General features: G+C 67.0%; 17 protein-coding genes. 5 read left to right on the forward strand and 12 right to left on the reverse strand.

Features of this window, described 5'->3' with window-relative positions; all coding sequences use genetic code 11:
• Window positions 1–2: 2 nt before the first annotated feature.
• The 8 genes from tssH to AC6LJ2_RS22090 all read right to left on the reverse strand — a co-directional run bounded on the left by tssH (window position 3) and on the right by AC6LJ2_RS22090 (window position 9559).
• Complete coding sequence (gene tssH / locus AC6LJ2_RS22055) at window positions 3–2687, reverse strand: type VI secretion system ATPase TssH (RefSeq protein WP_498152186.1); 2685 nt, start codon at window positions 2685–2687, stop codon at window positions 3–5.
• Window positions 2688–2706: 19 nt separating this feature from the next.
• Window positions 2707–3807 (reverse strand): type VI secretion system baseplate subunit TssG, encoded by a 1101-nt coding sequence (gene tssG / locus AC6LJ2_RS22060; RefSeq protein WP_498152187.1) that lies wholly within the window; start codon window positions 3805–3807, stop codon window positions 2707–2709.
• Complete coding sequence (gene tssF, locus AC6LJ2_RS22065; protein WP_498152188.1) at window positions 3771–5609, reverse strand: type VI secretion system baseplate subunit TssF; 1839 nt, start codon at window positions 5607–5609, stop codon at window positions 3771–3773. The genes tssG and tssF overlap by 37 nt, the downstream gene beginning before the upstream one ends.
• Window positions 5610–5662: 53 nt before the next feature.
• Window positions 5663–6148, reverse strand: a complete 486-nt coding sequence (gene tssE / locus AC6LJ2_RS22070) for a type VI secretion system baseplate subunit TssE (protein ID WP_006395403.1) — start codon at window positions 6146–6148, stop codon at window positions 5663–5665.
• A 71-nt stretch (window positions 6149–6219) separates the two neighbouring features.
• Window positions 6220–6723 (reverse strand): Hcp family type VI secretion system effector, encoded by a 504-nt coding sequence (locus tag AC6LJ2_RS22075; protein ID WP_006395404.1) that lies wholly within the window; start codon window positions 6721–6723, stop codon window positions 6220–6222.
• Between the two features lie 40 nt (window positions 6724–6763).
• Window positions 6764–8254, reverse strand: coding sequence for a type VI secretion system contractile sheath large subunit (gene tssC, locus AC6LJ2_RS22080; RefSeq protein ID WP_263915621.1), 1491 nt, complete (start codon window positions 8252–8254; stop codon window positions 6764–6766).
• On the reverse strand, window positions 8247–8771 hold the full coding sequence (gene tssB / locus AC6LJ2_RS22085) for a type VI secretion system contractile sheath small subunit (protein WP_263915622.1): 525 nt from the start codon (window positions 8769–8771) through the stop codon (window positions 8247–8249). Before tssB ends, tssC begins: the two co-directional genes overlap by 8 nt.
• A gap of 68 nt (window positions 8772–8839) precedes the next feature.
• Window positions 8840–9559 (reverse strand): hypothetical protein, encoded by a 720-nt coding sequence (locus tag AC6LJ2_RS22090; RefSeq protein ID WP_263915623.1) that lies wholly within the window; start codon window positions 9557–9559, stop codon window positions 8840–8842.
• Window positions 9560–9715: 156 nt separating this feature from the next.
• Here AC6LJ2_RS22090 and tssJ point away from each other — a divergent pair, with 156 nt between their 5' ends.
• The 5 genes from tssJ (at window position 9716) to AC6LJ2_RS22115 (ending at window position 18442) form a co-directional block, all read left to right on the forward strand.
• Window positions 9716–10333, forward strand: a complete 618-nt coding sequence (gene tssJ, locus AC6LJ2_RS22095; RefSeq protein WP_263915624.1) for a type VI secretion system lipoprotein TssJ — start codon at window positions 9716–9718, stop codon at window positions 10331–10333.
• Between the two features lie 68 nt (window positions 10334–10401).
• The gene (gene tssK / locus AC6LJ2_RS22100) at window positions 10402–11748 is read left to right on the forward strand and encodes a type VI secretion system baseplate subunit TssK (RefSeq protein ID WP_263915625.1); all 1347 of its coding nucleotides are present in this window, start codon (window positions 10402–10404) and stop codon (window positions 11746–11748) included.
• 46 nt (window positions 11749–11794) lie between these two features.
• A complete protein-coding gene (locus tag AC6LJ2_RS22105) occupies window positions 11795–12574 on the forward strand; it encodes a DotU family type IV/VI secretion system protein (RefSeq protein ID WP_445656616.1) in 780 nt (259 codons plus the stop codon).
• 23 nt (window positions 12575–12597) lie between these two features.
• Window positions 12598–17802, forward strand: a complete 5205-nt coding sequence (locus AC6LJ2_RS22110; protein WP_498152189.1) for a type VI secretion system Vgr family protein — start codon at window positions 12598–12600, stop codon at window positions 17800–17802.
• Window positions 17783–18442 (forward strand): hypothetical protein, encoded by a 660-nt coding sequence (locus tag AC6LJ2_RS22115; RefSeq protein WP_445656618.1) that lies wholly within the window; start codon window positions 17783–17785, stop codon window positions 18440–18442. The genes AC6LJ2_RS22110 and AC6LJ2_RS22115 overlap by 20 nt, the downstream gene beginning before the upstream one ends.
• A gap of 9 nt (window positions 18443–18451) precedes the next feature.
• On the opposite strand, the gene AC6LJ2_RS22120 is transcribed toward AC6LJ2_RS22115, so the two are convergent.
• The 4 genes from AC6LJ2_RS22120 to AC6LJ2_RS22135 form a co-directional block, all read right to left on the reverse strand.
• Window positions 18452–20764, reverse strand: coding sequence for a T6SS phospholipase effector Tle1-like catalytic domain-containing protein (locus AC6LJ2_RS22120; protein WP_263915628.1), 2313 nt, complete (start codon window positions 20762–20764; stop codon window positions 18452–18454).
• Window positions 20757–21536: a hypothetical protein gene (locus AC6LJ2_RS22125; RefSeq protein ID WP_445656619.1), complete on the reverse strand. Its 780-nt coding sequence runs from the start codon at window positions 21534–21536 to the stop codon at window positions 20757–20759. The genes AC6LJ2_RS22120 and AC6LJ2_RS22125 overlap by 8 nt, the downstream gene beginning before the upstream one ends.
• A 33-nt stretch (window positions 21537–21569) precedes the next feature.
• The gene (locus AC6LJ2_RS22130; protein ID WP_263915630.1) at window positions 21570–22559 is read right to left on the reverse strand and encodes a DUF4123 domain-containing protein; all 990 of its coding nucleotides are present in this window, start codon (window positions 22557–22559) and stop codon (window positions 21570–21572) included.
• On the reverse strand, window positions 22556–23027 hold a 472-nt coding region (locus tag AC6LJ2_RS22135), incomplete at its 5' end, for a DUF2345 domain-containing protein (RefSeq protein WP_498152190.1). The genes AC6LJ2_RS22130 and AC6LJ2_RS22135, both read right to left, overlap by 4 nt.

Here is a 23027-nt window from a genome sequence, read left to right on the forward strand (position 1 = left end):
GCTCAGGTCAGGCGGTAACGGAAGTCGCCGTTCTTGCCGGCGGTCACCCGGATGCGCGCGATCGCTTCGCCTTGCGCCATGCGGCCCAGCACCTGCTCGGCGATCTGCGGCAACAGCGTGCCGTTCAAGATATGGTCGACGTTGCGCGCGCCGGTGTCCACTTCGGTGCAGCGCGCCAGCACGGCCTCGACCAGCGCCTCGTCCCAGTCGAACACCGCGCGGTGGTTGGCCTGCACGCGCTCGGCAATGCGGCCCAGCTTCAGGCCGATGATGCGCACCAGCGCGTCGTCATCCACCGGGTAGTAGGCAATGGTCTTCATGCGGCCCAGGAAAGCGGGCTTGAAGGCCTTGTACAGTTGCGGGGCCAGCAGTTCCTGCAGGGCCTCGGCGTCTGGCCGTTCGTCCGCCGGCTTGTTCAGGCAGGCCTGCATGATGGCCGACGAGCCGACGTTGGACGTCAGGATGATGAGCGTATTGCGAAAATCGATCTCGCGCCCTTCGGCATCGTCCATCACGCCCTTGTCGAACACCTGGAAGAACAGCTCCAGCACGTCGGGATGCGCTTTCTCGATTTCGTCCAGCAGCACTACGCTGTAGGGCTGGCGCCGCACGGCCTCGGTCAGCACGCCGCCTTCGCCGTAGCCCACATAGCCGGGCGGCGAGCCTTTCAGGCCCGACACGCTGTGGGCCTCCTGGTATTCGCTCATGTTGATCGTGACCAGCTTGCGCTCGCCGCCATACAGGATGTCGGCCACCGCCAGCGCGGTCTCGGTCTTGCCCACGCCGGACGGGCCGACGAACAGGAACACGCCCTTGGGCTTGTTCGGGTCTTCCAGCCCGGCGCGCGCGGTGCGCACGCGCTGGGCAATGGCATGCAGCGCATGGTCCTGGCCGATCACGCGCTCGGCCAGCAGCGGCTGCAATTCCAGCACCGTGCGGATCTCGTCATTGACCATGCGGCCCAGCGGAATGCCCGTCCAGGCCGAGACGATCTCGGCGATCACCTGCGCATCCACGTAGGCCGGCACCAGCGGCGCCTCGCCCTGCAAGGCGCGCAATTGCTGCTGCAACGCGGCCAGTTGAGCCTGCGCGGGCGTGGGTTCCGCGGCCTTGCCGCTGCGGCGCTTGCCGGCGGTCTCGGCTTCGGGTTCCTGGCCCGCGGCCTCCAGTTCTTCGCGCAGCGCGTGGATCTGCCGCACCAGCTCGCTTTCCTGCGCCAGGCGCGCTTCGGCGGCCGTCAGTTCCTGGCGGGTGGCCTCCATTTCCTCGTCCAGTTCGCGCAGGCGAGCCGACTGCACGGCGCCGGTCGCGGCTTCGCGGCGCAGCGCGGCACGCTCGGTGTCCTGGCGGGCCAGGCGGTGGCGCGCGTCGTCGATCAGGGCCGGCGTGGCGCTGCGGCCCAGCGCCACCCGGGCGCAGGCCGTATCCAGCACGCCCACCGCCTTGTCGGGCAACTGCCGTCCGCTGATGTAGCGGTGCGACAGGCGGGCCGCAGCCACGATGGCCTCGTCCAGGATGCGCACGCCGAAATGCTGTTCCATCAGCGGCGCCATGCCCCGCAGCATGCTGGCGGCCAGGGTTTCGCTGGGTTCTTCCACCTTCACCACCTGAAAGCGTCGCGCCAGGGCCGCGTCCTTCTCGAAGTACTTCTTGTACTCGCTCCAGGTGGTGGCCGCGATGGTGCGCAATTCGCCGCGCGCCAGCGCCGGCTTGAGCAGGTTGGCCGCATCGTTCTGCCCCGCCTGCCCGCCCGCGCCGATCATCGTGTGGGCTTCGTCGATGAACAGGATGATGGGCGTGGGGCTTTGCTTGACCTCGTCGATCACGCTTTTCAGGCGGTTCTCGAACTCGCCCTTGACGCTCGCGCCGGCCTGCAAAAGGCCCATATCCAGCGTGCGCAACGCCACGCCCGCCAGGGCCGGCGGCACGTCGCCGGCCACGATGCGCAGCGCCAGGCCTTCGACCACCGCGGTCTTGCCCACGCCGGCCTCGCCGGTCAGGATGGGGTTGTTCTGCCGCCGCCGCGTCAGGATGTCGATCATCTGGCGGATCTCGGCATCGCGGCCGATCACCGGATCGATCTTGCCCTCGCGGGCGCGCTCGGTCAGGTTGGTGGTGTACTGGTCGAGCGCGGGCGTCCTGGACAGGCCGGCGGCGGGCGTGGCGGCGTCCCCTTGCGCGGCGCCGTCGCCCAACGCCACCGACTGCCCGGCCTCTTCCGAGCCTTCGGTCAATGCCGCGAAGTCATGCTTCAGCTCTTGCAGCCGGAACGACTCGAACAAGCGCGAACCGCGCCGCGCCAGCGCGGCCAGGTCCGGTTCGGTCAACAGCGCCAGCAGCAGATGGCCCGAGCGGATGCGGGTCGTCTGCGTATCCAGCGACGCGATCAGCCAGGCGTGTTCGAACAGGCGCGGCAGGTGCGGCGAAAACACCGGCGTGCGGGTGTTGCCGTTCTTGAAGCCGCGGATCTCGGCGTTCAGGTCGGCTTCCAGCACGGCGGCCTCGATGCCGCTGCGGCGCGCCACCAGGCTGAAGTCGCTGGCCGGCTTTTCCAAGAGCGCCAGGAACAGGTGTTCGAGGTCCACCTCGTAGTGGCCTTGCGCCATGCACAGGCTGGCGGCGCGCTCGGCGGCCTGGCGGCAGGTCTGGTTCAGTTTCCCGATCAGGGTTTTCAGGGGAGTGGCCATGTTCTGGGTTGTCTTGTTCTTAGTGGATGGTGTGCAGTTCGTAGCTGGCGTCGTCGCGATCCGACGCCGACGGTTCGGTGCAAAGAAAGGAATTCCAGCCCAGGCGTGCGCCGCCGCTGTCGGCATCGCCGCCCAGCGCGCTGCCGGCGACGTCCTCTTTGGCCATCACCAGGCGCACCTCGTATTCGAAGCTCAGCCCGCCGAACATCGTCAGCAGCTTTTCCAGCGCCTGCGCGCGGGCGCCGCCGGGCAGGAAATCGGCGAACGCCGACTTGGACAGCGGGCCGATCCACAGCCGGATGCGCAGGTCGCGCTGCCAGATGCGATCGCCGGCCATGGCCGACACGCCCAGCACGGCGCCGGGGCGGCCCAGCTGGGTGCGGTTTTCGGGCGGCACGTGGTACCAGCGGCCCACGAACTGCTCGACCCGCAGGGCGACCTGGAAGTAATCGGCCAGCACCCGTTGCAGATAGGCGGCCGACACCGGCCGCTGCCGCGCCGCCGCCGCATAGTGCGCCAGCGACTCGTCGAACACGCGGCCTTCGCCGGCATGCAGGCGGTCGCGCAGCGCGGGATGGCCCACGCCGCCCAACGCCAGCAGCAGCGGCAGGTAGTGGTGGTCCTGCTCGGTCTCGTGCCGCAGCGGCATGCGGTATTTTTTCCAGGCCGCATAGAACAGCGCCGCGGCCCGGTTCGAGAAAATATCGAAAAAGGCGCGCGCACCGCGGTCGCGGGTGGCGCTTTCGCGATGACTCAGAATCTCGGAATAGTGCAGCGGCAAAGCGCCCTGCCCGCCCAGCAAACCGAAGAACGCCGGCTCGATCTCGACCCGGCCCAGCGTGCCGGCCGCCAGCGCCGCCAGGCGCGCGTCGGCGTCGTGCAGGGCCTGGCCGTTCTTGTCAAAGGCGGTCAGCCCCGCGATCTCGCTGGCGGGAAAGCCCAGCGACGACGAATTGACGAAGCGCAGGTGCGCCGGCACCGCATTCCTGGCCCGCGTGCCTTCCTGGCGCGCAAACCACAGCTCCAGCACCCGCACGGCCTGGAAGAACTTGAAGCGCTGCGGCTCGGCCAGCAGCGATTCGATTACGCTAGGATCGCGTCGCCGTTGCATGGAGGACACCGTAGGATTTCTTCCGCGCCGCGGCGCGACAGCACCACCAACTGCACGAAGCTGTTGGCGTGCACGTAAAGGCCAAAGAAGCGGTTGATCACCGCCACGAAGGCATGCAGGCTGGTGCCCACGAAATTGTCTTCGTTGATCGTCAGCCGGATCTCGATGCCGCGCACGAAGGTCGCGAACGGCTCGCCCGGCATCCAGTGCGTGGCGGGCTTGTAGTCCAGCCCCACCAGCCCTTCGATCTGGCGCGCCGCCACCGCCGCGTGCGACAGGTCGTACAGGCGCAGCGTTTCCTTCAGCGCCGGCAAGCCGCTGTGCACCAGCGACAGATGATTCAGCGCCAGGTGCGAGATCAGCCGCCAGTGCGCCGCGCGGCCCTGCTGGAAGCGGTGCGTGTGGGTCGGGCGGCGCAGCATGCGGATCTCGCGCGCCACCGAGCCGCCTTCCAGGAACAGGTCGCCCCCAGGCTGGCCCACCGCCAGGTGCGACGGCAGGTCGCGGTTGGTGCAGGTCAGCTCCAGGCTCAGCGTTTCGGTCTGCGGCAGCGCCGGATTGAAGTCGATGTCGACGATGGACATCTCCATCTCGTAGCCCGGGCTGCGCTCGGCCACCATCGGGTCACGCCGCGCCGTCCAGTAATGGCTGGCGCCTTCGGGCGTTTCGCCGTGGTGCAGCGAATAGAACGGCCGGAATTCCACCACCGAATCGCCCTGCGCGTTCTGCCGCACCAGCCGCACGCGGTCAATGGAATAGACCTCGTAGCCGTAGGCGCGGCGGGCATCGGCCACCACCGGGTACGACGCGGCGGCGTGCGTGACACGAATCGGGTCGGCGCGCTGCTCGAACAGGTTGATCACCGGCGTGCAGCCCAGGCGGAAGTTGTCCGCCGACGCCGATTCCAGCAGGCGCGCGGTGTTCGAATCGGCGCGCAGGCCCTTGACCGGCAGGTGCAGCGTGAATTCGCGCACCGGCCCCACTGCGCGCCGCAGCGCCGCCAGGTCGATATCGACGAAATTGAATTTCTCGGAAAAGACGAAATACTCGGCCAGCAGCCGGTAGGCCGGATGCGAGCTGGCCGGAAAATCGATCAGCGCGTCTTCTTCGGCCAGGCCCACCTGCGCCAGCGGCACCTCGGGCAGGCGGCTCCAGCGGCCCGGCTGCGTCTCGATGTAGGCTGCCGCGGTGCGCAGGAACAGGCAATCGCGCAGCGCCGCCACGAACGACGGCTCGCCGTGCAGATACACGCGCAGCCGATCGGTGGCCAGGGTGGCAAAGCTTTGCGTTTCGGCCAGGCAAGCCAGCGTCAGCGACAGGCGGCCGGTCACGCCCGGCGGCAGCTGCGTGGACGACGGCGCATTGGCGGTGGACGCAAACGCGGCCCGGCGGATGGCCACCGGCGCCAGCGTCACGTCGTAGGCCGTGCGGAAACGGCAGGCCACGCCGCGCACGGCGTGGGACTTCAATTCGGTGCCGCGCGCCAGCCGCACCGGCGCGGTCAGTTGGGCCGCCACCCCGCCCATGTCGAACTGCGCGATCGAACACGACGGAAACGGCCGCAGGTAGTGCGGGTACATCACCTCGAACAACGCTTCCGTGAATTCCGGATAGTCGTCGTCCAGCTTCTTGTTGATGCGCGCCCCCAGCAGCGCGAACGATTCGATCATGCGTTCGACGTGCGGATCTTCGCAGGTTTCCCCCGACAGCCCCAGGCGCGCCGCGATCTTCGGATAGCGCTGGGCGAAATCGCGCGACGAGCCGCGCAGGAACCCCAGCTCGCGTTCGTAATACGGCAGCAGTTCTTCCATCTTTCCCTTCCTCGCCGACGGCTGGCCGCCGACGCCCGCGTGCGTTTATGTTGTCAGGCGGCCGCCGCGGCCTTGGCCCAGCCCTTGCTGACCGAATACTGCAGCGTCGACGGCTGCAAGGTCGCGTCGAACGTCACCGGCTCGTGGGCCGGGCCCACGTCCAGCATCGCGGTAATCGCGAAATACAGCACCGATGTCGCGCGGCTGTCGACCTGCAGCACCACCCGCACGTGCGTCAACCGGGGCTCATGCCGGGCGATGGCCTGTTCCAGCGACCGGCAGATGAATTCCCGGTCGTAGTGGCTGGCCAGGCTCAGCCCCGAAAAATCCGACAGCCCGTAGGTCAGGATGGACCGCTGGCAATTCGGATAGCGCTTGAGCGACGCCTCGGTAAAGACCATGCGGGTATTGAGCAAGGCCTCGATGTCGCGCGCGACGGTTTCCTTGATTTCCTCGACGGACAGGCGCCGCAGCGCGTGCGGCGCCGGGCCGTCCCCGTCGAACAACTTGTCGAACAGACTGGGTTCGAATCCCTTCATCACGGACCTCTTTTACGGAAAACCGCGGCCCGGAGACGAGCCGCGGCCTTCGCCTTGCCGCGCGATCGGGTTCAGACCGAGTAGGTCTTGTCGTTCTTGGTCAGGCTCCAGGCGCCCTGGGCGTTGCCGCCCTGGTTGCCGCCGACCTTCTGCTGCGTGTACTTCCACTGCACGGCGGCGTACTTCAGCGAGAACGACTCGTGCGGCAGGCCTTCGCTGACCACTTCCGGCGCGACGCGCGAGATGATCACGTACTTGAGCTTGATTTCCAGGTACTTGACGCGGTTGCCCTCGCCGTCGGCACGCAGGAAATCGATGGTCACTTCGTCAAAGGTGGTGCCGCCCGAGGCGTGCTGATACAGCAGCGGGCTGACCACGTCCAGGTCTTTGGTGAAGACCATTTCGCCGTGCTCGGTGCGCTCGGCGGTGTGGCCGCCCGAGGTCGAGGCCGTGGCCGAGCGCGGCTGGATGATCTCGTGGCGCCAGGAACCGACTTCGATCCAGTCCGGGTGGTCCTTGTCCTGGGACTCGCCCTTGAGCGCAGGATTGCCGAATTTGACGTAGATGTCCTTCATTAAAGTTCTCTCCAGTTAAAAACCGCGTAGCAGACGAGCATCAGGATTTCTGGGCCTGGGCGGGCAATTCCGCCACCAGGCGCAGGGAAATCGACAGTTCGTCGAGTTGGAAATGAGGCCGCAAGAACGCTACGGCCCGGAACACGCCAGGACGGCCCGGCACTTCGGCCACTTGCACCGAGGCTTCCCGCAAGGGGAACTGCGCTTTCTGCTCCTGGCTCGCGTTGTCGTCCAGCAGCACGTACTGCGAGACCCAGCGATTCAGGAAGCTCTCGACCGATTGCGCGGACGCAAAACTGCCGATCTTGTCCCGCATCATGGCCTTCAGGTAATGGGCCACCCGCGACACGGAGAAGATGTATTGCAACTGGGCCGACAGCACCGCATTGGCGTTGGCGCTGTCGGTGTTGTATTTCTTGGCCTTCTGCACCGACTGCGCGCCGAAGAATGCGGCGTAGTCGGAATTCTTGCAGTGCACCAGCGGGATCAGGCCCAGGTCGCTCAATTCCTTTTCGCGCCGGTCGGTGATGGCGATTTCGGTCGGGCACTTCAGCGCGATCTCGCCGTCGTCCGTCTTGAAGGTATGGGTCGGCAGGTTCTCGACCAGGCCGCCGCCTTCCACGCCGCGGATCGCCGCGCACCAGCCGAAGTCGGCAAATGCCGCGGTCAGGCGCGCACCGAAGGCCCAGGCGGCGTTGCACCACAGGTACTTGGAATGGTCGGTGCCGTCCACGTCTTCGACGAAGTTGAAGCCTTCGACCGAGGTGCCCTCTTTCGGGTCGTACGGCAGGCGGCCCAGAAAGCGCGGCATGGTCAGGCCGACATAGCGCGAGTCTTCCGAATCACGGAAGCTGCGCCACTTGGTGTATTCCACCGTGTCGAACACCTTGGCCAGGTCGCGCGGGCGGCCCAGGTCGGCAAACGAGTCCAGGCCCAGCAGTTCGGGCGAGGCCGAGGCGATGAACGGCGCATGCGAGGCCGCGGCCACATGCGACATCTGCTCGATGAAGTACATGTCCTCGGGCTGGCGGGTGATCTCGAAGTTGCCCAGCAGCGCGCCAAAAGGCGAACCGCCGAAGGTGCCGAATTCTTCTTCGTAGACCTTCTTGAACATCAGGCTCTGGTCGAAGTCGATGGCGGTCTGGAAGTCGCGCACCAGGTCGCGCTTGGTGACGTTGAGCACCTTGATCTTGAGCATGGGCCCGGTGTTGCTTTCCTGGCACAGGTAATGCAGGCCGCGCCAGGTGCTTTCGAGCTTCTGGAATTCGGCGCCGTGCATCACTTCGCTCAACTGGGCCGAGATCAGGCGGTCCAGTTCGGCGACGCGCGCATCGAGCATGGCGGACAGGTTGTCGGACACCACCACGGTGCCCTTCATGACTTCGCGGGCCAGTTCGCCGATCAGGTCCTTGGCGCGGTCGTGTTCGGCGGTGGACTTGGCCACCCGGCTCTGCTCGACGATCTGGTCGAGCAGGCCCGAGTCGGCCGCGGCCGGGGCGGACGCGCTGTGCGCGGCGGCGGAATTACTCATTGCTGCCTCCCTTGCCGTCCTTGCCGGCTTCGCTGGTCAGTTGCTGCAGTTTTTCCGTGCTGCTGAGCACTTCGCCCAGCAGGTCTTCCAGCTTGTCGTTGCCGGCCAGCTTGTTGCGCAGGTCGGCCAGCTTGGTGCGGATGTCCAGCAGCTCCTTCAGGGGCTCGATCTGCTGCACCACGGCTTCGGGGCGGAAATCCTCGACCGAGCGGAACTTCAGGTCCACGCCGAAGGTGCCGCCCTCGTCGGTCAGCCGGTTCTTCACGCGGTAGGCGGCGCGCGGTTCCAGGCCGCGCATCACGTCATCGAAATTGTCGACGTCGATGTTGACGAACTTGCGGTCCTTCAGGCGCGGCAGTTCGGCTTCCGACTGCGCGCTGAAGTCGCCCACCACGCCCACGACGAAGGGCAGTTCCTTCTGCTCGATCGCGTCGCCCTTCTCGACGTCATAGGTCAGTTGGACGCGCGGCGGGCGTACTTTCTGGAGTCTTTTCTGAACGCTTTCTTTCTTAGCCATGGGGGCTCCAAGCGGGATGCGAAGTGACGAAGGCAAGCGGACCCGGCCTGCCGGGGCCGGCGGGCCGATCAGGGTTTGAGAAGATTGCCGAACGGGTCGGGTGCGCGGCCGCCGGCGGGTTGGGCCGGGGCGGCGGACGGGCCGGCAGGTTGGGCTGCGGGTTGCCCCCCGGATGGCGCGGCGGGCCGGCTCGCTCCGGCCGGTTGCGTCGGCATCACGGACTGACCCGCCTGGGTGGTGGGGGTGCCGCTGGCAGGGGTGGCGGGCGTGGGCGCGGCATCCGTGCGCTTGGGCGGCGGACGCGTGCCCGTGCGCGGCGGCTTGCGGCCTTCGGGGAACAAAACGTCCTGCCCCAGCGTTTCGCGCATGGCGGCGGCCAGGGCCACCGCGTCGGTGCGGGCGTTGCCGGCCAGGAGCGCATCGGCGCGCAGGTCGGCCAGCGATTGCATGGCCACGCGCAGGCCGCCGACGGCGCGCACCGTCTTGGCCGTGAAATCTTCCGAATCCCGGTTCAAGGCCTCGTCGGCGGCGACGATGGCTTCCCCGTATTTCTGTTCATCAAAGCGGATCTTGGCGATGTACGACCAGGGCTCGCCACGCGACGGATTGCGCTGCGCGATTTCCTGGAATTGGGCCACCGCCTGGTCGCTGCCTTTCGAGGCAAGCGCTTCCGTGGCCTGGGTAATCGACTGCTTATATTCGGCGTCCGTCTGGGGCTTGTTGGTAGCCGCACAACCCGCCATCAATGCCGCCATACCGCCAATGAGGAAAAACCGGGAAAGTTGCATTTTTTGGGCACGTGTCTGATGTAACCAAGGGCCGCGTATTTCAACAACTTTTTGTTAGTACACCACTACAGGGGATTACGTCATGTAACTTGGCACGAAATGTGGCTCAACGTGCCGTCATCTGTAGTTTGTCTTCATGTTCCGGTATAAAGAGCCATGTCAAAACATCTCAATTTATCGCGATGCTTGGCGGCCACGATCGCCATCGCGGCAATCCCCGTCATTACTGGTTGCGCAGCGGTTTCGGCGCTTGGCGCGGTCGCCGGAATAACCGGCACGGCCCTGGATGCGGCAGGCCTGAAAAAGGACCCGAACGCGCCTACCGATGTGAAATTGGCGATACACGCCGGAGAAAATTTGAATGCGAGCAGCGGTCAACCTACGGCTGTCGTTACGAAAGCATACTATTTGAAGAATGCCGAGGCATTTCAGCGCGCACCGCTCACGCAATTGGTTGATACTGAGCAGGAAAAGGCGGCGTTGGGTGACAGTCTCATCGCGTCGCGCGAGATTACCTTGACGCCCGGCCAGCGCTTCGAAAACGTCGAAAAAGTGCCCAAGGGTGCCAGCTATATCGCCGTCGCCGCCTTGTTTTACGCACCAGCGCCACAGCGCTGGAAATACGTATTTGAAGTGAAAGCGGCCGCGGACAGCGGCATTGTCCTGGGCGCGCATGCGTGCGCCCTGACGGTGGCCACAGGCAAGATCGTGCAGCCACCGGGCATGGCGCCTTTCGATCCCTCAAGACTCGGATCGGTGCGCTGCCCTGACTGACTCCGGCCGCAACCCACGTCGTATCCAGACGCCCTCTGTATATAGAACATAGACAAGAGCCAGCCAACGTGAGTTATTCAGCAAAAGTATTGTGGGGCGAAGGCCTGTTCCTGCGGCCCCAGCATTTTCAGCGCCAGGATGCCTACCATGAGGCCCGCCTGGCCGAAATGAGCCGGGCCCTGCACCCGTATTCGTGGGGGCTGCGCACGGTGCGCTTCGATGCCGCGGCGCTGGCCAACGGCATGCTGCGCGCCACCGAGCTGTCGGCCATCTTTCCCGACGGTGAAATCTACAACGCGCCCCACAACGACGACCTGCCGCCCGCCGTGGCGCTGGACGGCCTGGATGGCGCCAGCGAAGCGGTGTTCTACCTGGCGCTGCATCCCATGAAGGACATCGGCGGCAACTACCGCGATGCGCAGCAGGCCCAGGGCTTTGATGCCCGCTACGCGCACCACGACAGCCCCGCCCCCGACCTCTACACCAACGCCAGCACCGCCGAACTGGCGTTCCTGCGCAAGAATGTGCGGCTGCTGTCCGAACACGAGCCGCGCGACGCGCTCTTGACCATCCCCGTGGCACGCGTGCGCCGCAACGCCAGCGCGGGCTACGAACTGGACACCAGCTTCATCGCCCCCAGCCTGACGGTGCAGGCCTGCGGCGCGCTGTTCGAACAACTGCGGCGCCTGCTCGATGCCCTGCAGGCCAAGGTCAACGCGCTGTACGGCTTTCACCGCGAACCCAGCAAGAACATCATCGAATTCCGCTCCGGCGACGTGGCCTCGTTCTGGCTGCTGCACACCGCCAACGAAGCCTATTCGGCGCTGTCGCACCTGTTCCACAACCCGCAGTTGCACCCCGAACGCCTGTTCCAGGAAATGCTGCGCCTGGCCGGCGCGCTGATGACGTTTTCCAAGGTGCACACGCTGGCCGACCTGCCCGCGTATCGCCACGACCAGCCGGGCGCGGCCTTCGCGCAGCTGGATGCCATCCTGCGCGACCTGCTGGACACCGTCATCTCGACCCGCTACTTCTCGATCGTGCTGGACGAAGTGCGGCCGTCGTTCCACGTGGGCCGGCTCGATTCCGACAAGCTGGACGAGACCACCGCGCTGTACCTGTCGGTGTCGGCCGCCACGCCCGCCAGCGAACTGGCCGAAACCGTGCCGCTGCGCTTCAAGGTCGGCGCCCCCGACGACGTCGAAAAGCTGGTGCTGTCGGCCATGCCGGGCGTGCAACTGGCCTACACGCCGCAAGTGCCGCCGGCCGTGCCGGTCAAGCCGGGCGCCTGCTATTTCACGTTGCAGACGCGCGGCTCGCTCTACGACCGCATGCTGCAGGCCCGCAGCATTGCCATCTACGCCCCGTCCGGCATCCCCGAACTGAAACTGGACCTGATCGCCGTCACCCGCTGACCGACGCCCCCCCGACGCCAACCCGACGCCAACCGAAAGAGCCGCCATGACTGCCGACGCGCCCTCGTTGATGCCCGGAGCCACGCTCCCTCCCCGCGCCGCCGATTTCTACGGCGCGCGCCCCGCCAAATCGCTGCTGGACCTGCTGTACGACGGCTTCCTGATGCTGTTCCTGCTCAAGAGCGGGCAGGAACCCGCCAGCGCCGCGTCGTTCTCGGCGCGAGTGCAGCAATTCCTGGCGGACTTCGAACGCAGCGCCAAGAAGCTGGATATCCCCGCCGAAGACGTCTACGCCACCAAGTACGCGTTCTGCGCGGCGGTGGACGAAACCGTGCTCAATTCCGGCTTTTCCATCCGCGACGCCTGGATGCTGCAACCGCTGCAACTGACCCTGTTCGGCGAGCAACTGGCCGGCGAGAACTTCTTTTCGCGCCTGGAAGACCTGCGCGCCCAGGGCGCGCCGCGCCTGCAATCGCTGGAAGTGTTCTACATGTGCCTGCTGCTGGGCTTTCAGGGCAAGTACATGATCGAAGGCCAGGAAAAGCTCGGCTACCTGACCGCGCGCCTGGGCGACGAGATCGCGCTGCTGCGCGGCAAGCGGGCCGGCTTTGCGCCGCACTGGCCGCTGCCGGACAAGATCGCCCATACGCTCAAGCGCGACGTGCCGCTCTGGAGCATCGGCGCCCTGTTCGCCCTGCTGGGCCTGTTGGCCTTCCTGGGCATGGGCCACTTCCTGAACGGCGACATGCAGACCGCCATGGCCCCGTACCACGACATCGTCAAGCTGGGGCCGCGCGCCGCGCACCTGACCATCTCGCTGCCCTGAAGGTTCACGTTCCGCCACACGCCATGACCGACCGTTCTTCCACGCCTTCGGGCTACAGCAGCCTGGGCGTCGCCGCCCTGTCCCAGAACGCGCGCCTGCTGCAGGCGCAGACGCCGCTCGGCGACGCGCTCACCGTCGAACGCCTGCACCTGCGCGAAGGCGTCTCGGAACTGTTCGCGCTGACCCTCGATTGCCTGGCCTCGTCCGCCGAACTGGACGTGGAACCCCTGTTGGGCAAGGAAATCAGCGTCAGCCTGTTGCTGGCCGACGGCGGCTGGCGCCGCTGGCACGCGGTGGTGGAAGGCGTGGACGCGCTGGGCGCCGACGGCGGCCTGGCGCGCTACCGCCTGCACGCCGCGCCCTGGCTGGCCACGCTGCGGCTGCGGCGCGACAGCTTCGTGTTCCAGGACAAGTCGGTCACCGACATCCTGACCGAGGTGTTTGCCGACTACCCGCTGGCCTCGTTCGCCTTCGAGATCACCGAGCCGTCCGCGCCGCGCCCCGTGCGCACGCAGTACCGCGAGACCGACCTGGACTTCGTGCTGCGGCTGATGGCCGAGGCCGGCCTGAGCTTTCGCTTCGACCACGAGCAGGGCGAGCAGCAGGCCGGCGGCGGCGCGCAGCACCGGCTGGTGGTGTTCGACACGCGCGCCGCGCGCCCCGAGAACCCCGCGGCGACCCTGCGCTTTCATCGCAGCGACGCAACCGAATCCGAAGACAGCGTCACGCGCTTCGGCGCCGCGCGCCAGGTGCGCCCCAATGCGGTGACGCGCCTGGCCTGGAACGACCGCACGCTGCTGGCCCATGGCGCCCACGCGGCCTCTGACGTGGATGCCGGCGCCGTGCCGGCGCTGGAAGACTACGACTACGACGGCCATGGCCGCCATCCGGGCGACGACTCGGCCGAACAGCAGGCCGCCCGCAGCCTGCAGGCGCATGAAGCCCGCATGTTGCGCTTTGACGGCGGCGGCACGGCGCGCCAGATGATGCCGGGCCACACCTTCGCGCTGACGCAGCATGACCGCTACGCCCAGGGCGCCGGCAGCGCCGGGGACGAGCTGGGCGGCAACCGCTACACGCTGCTGCACGTCGAACACGAGGCCGCCAACAACCTGGGCAGCCAGGCCGCCCAGGTGCTGGGCGCGGCGGATCTTGAGCGCGGCGCGTACCGCAATACCTTCAGCGCCCAGCCGGCCGCCGCCCCGCTGCTGCCCGCCTGGCGCGCCAAGCCTACCGCGCCCGAAGGCGCCACCGCCGTCGTCGTGACGGCGGAAGACGCCGCCGTCACCACCGGCCGCGACCTGCGCGTGAAAGTGCAGTTTCCGTGGCAGCGCGGCGAACGCCCGTTGGCCGGCGGCCTGCGCCATCGCAGCCATGGCGACGACGCCGGCAATGCGCCGGGCGATGACCGGTCCGGCACCTGGCTGCGCGTGACCGGCGCACAGGCCGGCCCCAACTGGGGCGCGCACCATCTGCCGCGCCAGGGCACCGAAGTGGTGGTGGAATTCCTGGACGGCGACATCGACCAGCCAGTGATCGTGGCGCAGCTGTACAACGATACCGACCTGCCCCCCTGGACGGCAGGCGTGGATGCCGACGCCAACCATCCGGGCACGCTCAGCGGCTGGCACAGCCAGGGCCTGGATGGCAGCGGCTACAGCCAGTGGCTGTTCGATGACACCGCCGGCCAGGTCCGCACGCGGCTGTCCAGTTCCATCGCCGCGTCGCAATTGGGCCTGGGCTACCTGGTGCAGCAAGGCGCCGACGACGCGTCACGCGGCCCATGGCGCGGCACGGGCTTTGAATTGCGGTCCGACGCCTGGACCGTGGTGCGCTCGGGCCAGGGCATGCTGCTGTCGGCCAACGCCCGCGAAAGCGCGCGCTCGACGCAGGCCGATACGCAAGAGGCATTGCTGCTGCTGCGTGGCGCGCAGCATGCCGCCCAGCGCATCGACAACCTGGCCACCCAGAGCCAGGCGCGGCCGCTGGCGGCCAACGAACAATTCAATCCGCTGATCCAGGCGGTGGACCCCAAGGCCGACGGCCGGTATGCCGGCAGCGTCGGCGGCCAGCAGGCGGTGAAGGCCAGCGCCAACGAGCGCAGCGGCACCGACCCCGTCGAACGCATCGACGGCGCGCGCATGCTGATCGACGCACCGAACTCGCTGAACCTGTCCACGCCGGCCAGCGCCATCCTGCACGCCAGCGAAAACCTGCACGCCACGACCCAGGCCGACGGCCACGTCGCGGCGCGCCAGACCTTCGCCAGCGCGTCGGGCCGCTCGACAAGCCTGTTCGTGCAGGACGGCGGCCTGCGCGCCATCGCCGCCAACGCGCCGGTGTCGATCCACGCGCACACCGACATGCTGGAGATGCTGGCGGGCCAGGACATCACGATCACGTCCACCACCGACAGCATCGAAATCCTGGCCAACACCCGCATCACCTTGCAGGCGGCCGGCGGCAGCATCGTAATGGAAGGCGGCGACATCCTCTTCAAAGGCCCGGGCATGTTTTCCGTCAAGGGTGCCTCGCACAACCTGATCGGACCCGCCAGCGACGCGGCGGCCCTGCCCGCGCTGCCGTCCAGCCAGGTCGGCGATCCGATGCTGGTGACGGCCGAACTGGTGCACCGGCCCGCGGCCATGAAGGCGGTGGCCACCGGGGCCGGGCAGGCCCTGAATGCGGCAGGCGCGTCCGACGCCGCAGCCGCCAGCGGCAGCGCGTCTTCGCTGGGCGGCATCGGCTCGGCCCTGGCCGGCGGCGCCGCCAGCCTGTCCAGCGGCCTGTCGGCCGCCAGCGATACCGCGTCAACCATGATGGACAAGGCCAAGTCGCTGGCCAACGCCGCACTCAAGCCGGTGCATGACCTGGGCGCCATGGCCAGCAAGGCCATGGGGTCGGTGACCGAGGCCGGCACCAGCCTGGCATCGGGCGCCGCGGCCAAGGTCGGCGGCCTGGCGCAATCGGCCATGGGGTCCACGCCCTCGCTGATGGGCGGCGCCACGCCGTCGCTGATGGGCGGCGCACAATCGATGGCCGGCAACGCGGCGCAATCCCTGATGGGTAGCGGCGCGGCCAGCCTGACGCAGGGCGCCACGGGGGCCCTGGCCAGCGCGATGCCGGCCGGCGTCGCCAATGCGGCCGGCGCGGCCACGCAAGCCACGCAGATGGCCTCGCAGGCGGCCGACATCAGCGCCAAGGCCTCGGGCTTGCTGTCGGGTGGCACATCGGGCGGCGCGGCCGGTACAGCATCGGGTGGCGCGGCGGGCGGCGTGGGCACCTCCACCGCAGCCTCCTCCGGACTGGCAGCGCAGACCGCCGGCATGGCGTCTTCCGCCACCGGCATGGCCGCGCAGGCTGCCGGCGCCATGGGCAACGCGTCGGCTGCCTCGGCCCTGTCGGCGGCGTCGACCCTGACGGCCTCAGGCGGCGGCGTGGGCTCGGCCATCGGCCCCGTGATGACCCAGGCGATGGGTGCCATGGGCGACCGCGGCGCCGCGCTGGGATCGGCGGTGAACTCGCTGCTGTCCATGCCCGACGTCAACCAGGGCAACCTGCCCGCGGTGGCCGGCGCCATCCTCAGCACGCCCGGCCTGACCGACTCGGCGGTGCCTTCGGTGGTGGGCGCCATCCTGCAGTCGCCCAGCATTTCCAGCGTGACGCTGCCCAAGGTGGCCGAGACGATCATGAACATCCCGGCGGTGGCCAATTCGCCGTACCCCGGGCTGGCCAGGCGCGTCATGGAAGCGGCCGGCATCACGCTGCCCGGCGGCGCGGCCCGGCCCGTCGGCCAGGACGCCGGCCAGAATGCGGAAGGCTCACCCGCCCCCGCGTCCACGCCATCACCCTACCAGGCCCGCAGCGGCGCCAAGCTGCAGTACGTCAACCTGACCGAGCCGGCCGAACGCTGGAACGACGGCCAGGCGCTCAACAGCCTGGACCGCCAGACCAACAAGCCCAAGATCCGCGTGCGCTTCGACAAGGCCGGGCAGCACCGCTTTACCGTCAAGGTCAGCCCGCGCCCCGGCAACGCCGTGTATTCCGCGCGGGAACTGAGCCGCCAGCCGCTGTACCGCGAGCCCACCCAGCGGTCGTACAGCTACGTCACCGACCCCGATGGCACCAAGGTCGTCGACGACATCACCTTGCCCGCCGCCGGTCTGAATACCTATCTGTTCGAAGTCGTCAACGACAAGAACCAGATCATCTCGACGGAATTGGTCGAGACGGCGCGGCGCCTGTACATCCAGGAGCTCATGCTGCCCGGCCCGGAAGCGCTGGCCCGTCCGCACGGTTTCCAGCCCACCGCTACCGAATATGCGCGCCACGGCGTGGACGTGGTGCAACTGCCGCCCGTCAGCGGGCGCGGCGACGCCAATTCCGATGTCTTCACCGATGGCGGCGATGCACGCCTGCGCCAGCTGGCGCGCGCGATCTATCCGCGCTCGCAGGGCCCGTCGCACGAGCCCTACACCATCGTCGTCTGCCACGTGGACCGGCTGGCGTCCATGCTGCCGGTGCAGCCCATCTACATCCAGGCCGTGGCCGGCCCGAGCGCCGGCGACAAGCTGGTCGAGTTCGTCAGCGCCGATGGCAATGTCAGCTTCCTGTGGCATCACATCGAGCCGAACACGGACTGGCTGGTGGAGGCCCTGTTCGAATACACCGACCCCGCGGCCGGCGTCAGGCAGATCCCGATTCCGCGTGACCGCCTGACGCCGGTGCCCTACGACGCCGCGGCGCCAAAGGAATGCAGCGCCGTCAATATCCGCATGGCCGGCCTGCTGCCGATGCCGACCAACGGCAAGATCATCCTGCGCGTGCGGCTGATGGAAAGCGCGGCGGCCGGCGTGGCCTTCTACAACAGCAACCTGCTGTGCGTGGCGGCGATGTCGCCCTGGGAGCCGGTCACCATGGACTACCAGCAGCAGACGCTGGTGCATGAAATCGGCCACCTGATCGGCATGGTGCCCAGCGGTCCGGAATGGGTGCAGGCCCATCCCGACGAGGCCGACATGGACGCCTCGAAACTGGACAAAGGCCCCTACTTCTATTCGCAGTTCGGCAACCACTGCCATTTCGGTTTGCCGGCCAGCCAGGCCACTCCGGCCTATACCGGCTCGTGCGTGATGTTCGGCGGCGACTGCCTGAGCATCCGCTACTGCGTCAACTGCGCCAAGGCCGTGCGCAAGGTGGACATGTCCCATGGCTGGCCCTCGTTCTAAGCCCGCGCGCCGCCTGGCGCCGGCCCTGGCCCTGCTGTTGGCGGCCACCCTGGCGGCCGCCGCCCCCGCGGCGGCGCGCACCGTGGGCGGCCCGCCCTCTTCCTCATCCGCTACCTCGACCGCATCCATGAACACCGACTGGACCGACCCGCCCGCCTTCGCCACCGCCCCCATCGGCACCGTGCGCGACCATGCCTGCATTCCGCCCAACCGCGGCAGCGACGATCAGCTGAACATCGCCGCCCCCGCCCGCGTGCGGCCTCAGGCCTCCGGCGCGCTGGTGATCCCCGTCTGCGCCCACGGCATCATTCCGGTGTCGCAGAACCAGAAGCTGCCGCGCTTTGTGGCCGTCGATACGCAGACCCAGGCGGTGTACGAAGGCATCGCCTACGAGTACAAGCGCCCCGCGCCGCCCCCCGGCGTCGAGGTCGACACCATTCCGGGCTCGCGCCCGCCCAAGGGCATTCCGATCAGCCCGGGCATCAGCGTGGGCACGCAGTTCAGCACCGACCTGGCCGCGCAGGCCAAGCTGCCGACGACGCCGGCGACCTACGAGGTCTATATCGAATCGAACGGGGTGCGGTCCAACACGGTGACGATCGAAGTCCAGGCGGCGTCCAAAGCGCCTTCGACCCGATAGGCGAACCGCCTACGGCCGTGCCGGCGTCATGCCCTTCATGTTGGCCTGCATCCGGGCCTGCATCTGGTCCACCCGCGCGGCCGATTCGGTGTCGGTTTTCAGCTTGGCCTCTTCGGCCTTGAAGTCCGTCTTGCCGAAGATGTCCTTGTCGCGCACCCGGAAGTACAGCGACGTGCTGGCCAGCAGGTGATCCGGCCAGCTGCTCAGCATGGCATCGTGCACCAGGAAATCGAACAAGGCCATGACCTTCGGGGGCAGCGGATTGGTGCCCGCGCTGGCTTCCCGCCAGACATTCAGCAGGCGTTGCTGGGTGGCGCGCTTGGCCTTCATGTCGGCCAGGGGGTCCTTGGGCTGGTCGGCTTCGGTCAACGTGCCGCCATTGCGCACGATGATGTCGTTGCGCATTTTCTGCATGTCGCGCGGCATCTGGTTCACCTGCTCGATCTTGCGCACCAGCTCCGGGTTGTTGCGGCGCAGATCTTCCTTGCGCCGCTCGGCTTGCGCGTCATTGCGCTCGGCCTCTTCAAGCGCCCGGTATTCCTCTTCCAGCCTTTGCCACAAGGGTTTGAATCGCTTGGGCGGCAATTCACCGCGGCTGGCGACTGCGCGGTCCCAGCGTTCGTTCTTCAGCGCTTCCAGCTCTTTCAGGCGCGCCGTGTTTTCGGGCTTGTTGCGCTGGTCCGCGGGCAAGGCCGACACGCGCCGGAACTCTTCGTTGTATTCCTGTTCGGGGGTGAAGAAATCACGGTCCTTGATCCACTTCTCAGCGGGGTCGGCCAGGTCGCTCTTGAAGACCGGATCCTGGTAGCGAACGGCCAGCCAGCGCAGGAAGACTTCCATGTGCGGCATGAAATCGATGCCGGGCTCGTACTTGACGACGCCGCGGTAGGCGTCGACCAGGTCGGTAATGGGATAGCTCTGGCCGCCATCCTTGATCGGCGTCGCCATGGTGAATTTGGCGTAGGTCAGCGGTCTTTTGTCGAACAGTTGCTCCATGCTGTAGAAACCCGCGCCATTGCACAAGGCCTGATTCAGCATATCTCGCAACGACACACGCGACAGTTCGCCTCGTGCGCCCAGCGAGCCCTCGGGGCTGACACCGGTGACGTCTCCGCTGGAGCCCGGATACAGGTATTGCTCGCCACGGGTCTTTTCCAGGCTGTCCAGCCGCTGATTGGCGCGCAGTTCATGTGCGGCGGCGAAATGGACGCATTTTTCCACGGCGCCGGGGATGGTCAGCGTGCGGTCCTTGTGGGTCTGCTTGAGCAGGTCCGTGAAAGGCAGGAAACCCAGGAAGGTGCTCTCGTCCATGATCGACGACACGGAATCCAGCAGCCCGACGAAGCGGATGCGGATCTCGGCATCGCGGGCGCCCTTTTCTCCGGGAAACACCAGGTCCTTGTCGTGACGGCGCCGGTATTTCTTGACCACGTCATTGATGAACTGGCGAGCCATGACGCCGCCACGATCGCCGCCGAAGACGGAAATCTCGATCCGCCGGACGTTGTTCATCTCGGCGCTGACGGCTTCGTGCGCGGCCTTGAACTGCCGTAAAGCCGCGTCCACGCGTACGTCGACACCCGTGCCCATCAGGTAGGCGACGGTTTCGTTGTCACGAATGATCGGCACCCCTTCCATGACCGTGGACTTCACGACTTCTTTGCCGGCGGTCCAGGCGACCTTCAGGGGATTCTTCTTGAAGCCCGACCAGAAGCCGCGAATCGTCCCTTTGGCGCGATTCACCAGCCGCTCGGGATCCCAGGCGTTCCAGATGCGCACGACTTTGTCGGGCAAGGTCTTGACGTCTTTCACCACGTCTTTGTAGGCCTTGACCATCGGCTGGTACGAGCCTTCCTTGATCATCTTCTGCGTCGCGCTGCGCAGACGCTTCAGGACGTCCTGCTCGGGAATCTCGTCGACCCGCGTGATGTTCTTGGCGGCGTTCTTGGCGTTCTTGGCGGCTTCGCCGAGGATTTTCTTGCCGGCCGCCGTCGCCGCGTAGATGAGATCGTCGTTCTTGGCATCCTCGTTCAACTCGGTGCCCAGGCCCGAATAGTAGAAGCGGAACCAATACTGATTGACGGGCCGATCCTCGTCGTCTTGGGCGTAATGGGCTTCCCAGAGGCGGCTGACGTTGGAATAGAAGGTGGGATGCTTGCTGTCCACGTCGCGGCTGCGTCCGAAGCCGTCGAAGAAGAAGCCGATCCGGATGACTGCGCCGCATTCGTTGCAGTCCTGCTTCGGATAGGCGGCCTCGCTGTCCGCCATTTTCTTGAGCACCGAGGCCGGCGTACGGTCCACCGGCGGCAACGGATTAGCCATTCTTGTCTCCCGGCACGGTGCCCGTGGCTTTCAGATGCGCGATCTTTTCCTTCGACAGGCCTTGGACCGCTTGCGCGAAGTCACCGGGCTTGCGGCCTGGCGCGGCCAGGATCGCGGCAATGTCCGGGTCGGCATCGAAATTCGACGCCGCCGTGAAATACAGGAACATGTACTGCTTCATGTCCTCGAGGTTCTCGATCCGATACTTCACCCACGCCCGCTTGGCCACCTTGGCCACCACGCGCCTGACCTCGGCGCTGCTGCCGAAATCGCCCAACGCGTCGCGGTGCTGCGCATACAGCCAGCGCGTGGCCTCGACGATGGGAATGCGCACCTGGCCAAGCAGCCTGCGGCTCAGCGCCAGTTCCATGTGTTCGTCCGGATAGATGTGCAGTTCCAGGTAGAGCGGCCCATCCCCCGACGGCACCTGCGTTGCAGGAAAATGCACGGGGGTCTCTTTGTTGAAGATGACCTCGTCGAGCTTGCCGTCGAACATGTGCTGTTTGGCTTTTTCTCCGTCCGCACCGCGCCACAGGACCTTGAAGTCCGTGCCCTTCAGGCTGTAGCAGCACGTCGCCGACCCTTCACCGCCCCCCGCGCCAATCGACCCGGTGACAGCCGAACGGCCTTCTGCATCGGTCACTTCCACCCGATCCAGATCCCAGGGCGTGTAGTTGTAGGTCACGAAGGACAGCCCTTGATAGCTTGGCTCGCCATTGCATCCCGCCAGCAGCCCCAACCACATGAACAAGACAATCAGGCCCTTACGCATCAGACGCTCCGTCCAACGCACATCCCTTCCGCTTCATACCGCACTCCCTTCTTCCTGTTCCTGCTCGGCCCGCAGCAACCCATCCCACACTGCGTCCGGCACATGCGCCAGCGCCTGCGACAGCCCTTCACCGCGTGCCTTGAAGGCCTGCAAGGCCGGCGCAATCGCCTCGTGTTCATCAAAGCGCGGGGAAATGGTGATGCCCCACGCCACGTAGTCCAGCATGTCGCGTTCGGTCTGGATGCCATAGGCGCGGGCGCGTTGCATTTGCGCCAGCACCCGCGTGTACAGCTCGTCTTGCCGCAAGTCGCTGCCCAGCACGCCCAGGTAGATGCGGCGGATCTGCACCGCCAGCTTGTCCGGGTAGTCCAGGTCCAGCAGCGCCTGGTGCTGCGCCAGCGACAAAGGCTGCTGCCTGGGCGCGTCCAGCCCGGTTTCCAGTTGATCGCCCAGGCCGGTCCATTGCGCCACCGAGCCGTCGCGGCGGGCGTAGCGCAGCAGGTTCACGGGCGCCAGGAAGCGCTCTCGCTCCACGTCCGTCCAGACCTGGAACACGCGGTCCAGGATACGGCCGTCGTAGAAATGCAGGTAATACTCGCGCCCGTCCGGCAGGCCGTAGTCGGTGTAATAGGCGTAATGCGCCATCAGCTCGGCCAGCGGCAAGGGCGACACGATGTGCGTCAGCGCGTATTCGCCGCCTTCCGTCTGATGCAAGCGGTTGAGCAGGCGCAGCACCTGCGAGGCGCGCGGCTCGTCCTGGCCGCGCCAGAGTTCGAAACGGGTCAGGTCGTCGACCTCGATCAGCAGCGGCGCGATGTCCTGGTAGATGGCCAGGTCCGTGCCGACCCAGACCGACCCATGGCTGAGATCGGCGCTGGCGCGCACAGGCTCGGCCAGTTCGGGGCGGCCGCGAAAATCCACCAGCAGGTAGGTGTTCAACGTGGCGCCAGTGGCGGCAGCCAGTTCGGCGGCAGCGGCCAGGGTGTCGTTCAGCCGGGTTTCCCAATCGATCATGCGGGTCATGCCTTGTCGGTGATGGACTGCACGCCATCGTGCGCGTCCAGCACGCATTGCTTGCACACGGTGAACTGCGGAAAGGCATAAGGCAGCCGGTCCGGTCCTGCAAACTGCTTGTTGCCGGTCTTGACGTCGATGCGCCCCGGCGCGGTGACGGTGATGTTGCCGCCTTCGAGCACGATGCTGGCGCCGGCCGCCGTCGCAATGCGGATGCGCTTGGGCGCGGCGTATTCCACCGCGGTCTGCGCGCTGCCGATGGTGATGTCCTGCTGCGCCTGCACCCGCAAAATGTCGTGCTGGGCCTGCACATCGACGTTGCCCTTGGCCGAGATCAGGTCCAGCCCCGAGTCCGCCCCGCCCTGCTGCAGGCCGGCGACGATGCCCAGGCCCTGGCCGGTGTGCAGCCGCAGCGCGCCCATCACCGCCAGGTTCTGGTCCTTGCCGGCCGACCAGTGCACGGCCTCCCCGGCCGTC

This window comes from Achromobacter sp. 1014246743, from assembly GCF_059760725.1.